At 40.4% G+C, this 1,875-nt stretch carries 1 protein-coding gene and 1 pseudogene; one reads left to right on the top strand and one right to left on the bottom strand.

Annotation, left to right across the window (positions count from 1 at the left end; all coding sequences use genetic code 11):
* Positions 1-422: 422 nt before the first annotated feature.
* Complete coding sequence (locus N482_RS05415; protein WP_063376097.1) at positions 423-770, bottom strand: SH3 domain-containing protein; 348 nt, start codon at positions 768-770, stop codon at positions 423-425.
* 128 nt (positions 771-898) lie between these two features.
* Between N482_RS05415 and N482_RS05410 the strand changes: the two are divergent.
* Positions 899-1,795, top strand: a pseudogene (locus N482_RS05410) (IS110 family transposase); the annotation flags it as partial.
* Positions 1,796-1,875: the final 80 nt, after the last annotated feature.

Below are 1,875 nucleotides of genomic sequence, written 5' to 3'. Positions count from 1 at the left end.
TGTTTATCTCAGTTAGCGATTTATTTTGAAGGGCGTTTAGATAGCGTGCTTGATATTTAACTTTTTAAGCTGACACAGAATTTTGAACGCCCTCTGATTATATGCCCACAGACCTGAGCCTTAACTAACTGGATCACAATAGTGAAACCAACCGCCTTGAATAGTGCCATGCTTAGGTTAACCGAAGAATATCTAATGCCCCTGTTAAATCATATGGATATGGAAAAGGCAGGCTGCGATGAGATCGTAATAAGAAAGCCTCTATATTTGTTTGCAGTAAGCGACTTGCTTAATAGCCACATCGACAGACGAAGTAAACGAATTTTTTTATTGATTTAGAATTGACCGTCACTGAATAAAAACGGTCAAAAAGAATACTAGTGCCTATTGACAAAGTTAAGGCTCATATGTGTTATGTGAATTCACACAGCACGCAGGTGATTTAAAGGAGCCCAAGCTAATTCTTCCGAATTACCTAACTTCTTACTCCAGATCCAACCGTTTAATTCATGTTCTTGTACTAGAATTTCACCTACCGTTAGGTTGTGTTCATTAGCAACATAGTCCTCAAGCACAGTTACTTCATTATTCTCGATAACTAGTATTTGTTTAGGAACCCATCCTTCTTTATTTTCCCCTCGGCATAAAATCCAGTTTGCCCAATCTCCTTCAGGGTTTGATTCTTCGACAAGCTGTAACCTTTCACCTTTTACTATTCGAATCGGCGACTCTGGGGCGTCCTGATAATCTTTAACGACTTTGTATTCCATAGCTTGTTTCTACTCCATTCACATAGACATAATGACTCCCACACGGTGCTAGCCTCCGCATTTTCGTGGGTTAGCTAAAAGCCAGAGCCATAATTAGTTTGTCAAATAACTAAACAGCAGAGACTAACATGAACAAATATAGCATACTTTTCATTGGTTTAGATACCTATAAAGAATTCATCGAAGTCGCTTATATTGAAGATAACCGTGGTGCGCAACCCATCCATTTCGGTCGTATTTCTTCTGCTAAAGTCGTTATTAAAAAGCTTATCAGGCAATTTGAATCTAAATACCCAAATGCAACCCTGCACTTTGTTTATGAAGCAGGTCCTTGTGGTTATTGGATTTACCACTTAATCACTTCTCTTGGGCATTGCTGTTATGTCGTTGCACCATCCCCAATTCCTAAAAAGCGTTATGCTCTAAACTTCGCTAAATTACTTAAATCTGAAGATTTAACCCCTATTTATGTACCTGAGCCTGAAGATGAAGCAATTAGAGATTTATTTCGCGCCAGAGAAATCGCCATGAAGGACTTAAAAGATGCTAAGTACCAACTAAAAGTACTGCTACTTCGCAATAATATTAACTACGCTGGCACCGCAAACTGGTCACTTAAACACTTACGCTGGCTCACTGAACTTGTATTGTCACACCCCGCACAACAAATCGTTCTGCAAGAGTTTATTCAAACCATCACTGAACGAACTGCCCGATTAGAACGACTCGACAATGAACTCTCTCACCATGTTTATCAATGGCGTTACTACCCAGTTGTCAAAGCCATTCAGGCCATGCGCTGCGTCCGTTTACTCGTGGCCGCTGGTGTGGGAGATTTAACGCGATTCGACCACCCGCGTAAACTGATGAGTTATCTTGGCCTCGTGCCAAGTGAACACTCGAGCGATGGTAAAAGGCATATTGGCGCAATTACTAAATGTGGTAATGGTCACGCTAGGCGGTTATTAGTAGAAGGCGCTCATAGTTACCGCTATGCTGCCAATATATCTAAAGAACCTCAGATCTGCATAAGAATTAAAGCCGAGTTACTTTTATACTCGGCTTTTTAGCCTGAAAGGTATAAGCAATTAATCCAGCCATTAAA

The sequence above is a fragment of the Pseudoalteromonas luteoviolacea NCIMB 1942 genome, assembly GCF_001625595.1.
Taxonomy (GTDB): Bacteria; Pseudomonadota; Gammaproteobacteria; order Enterobacterales; family Alteromonadaceae; genus Pseudoalteromonas; species Pseudoalteromonas luteoviolacea_A.
The sequence above is the reverse complement of the archived record's forward strand: the minus strand, read 5'-3'. Positions and strand labels throughout refer to the sequence as shown.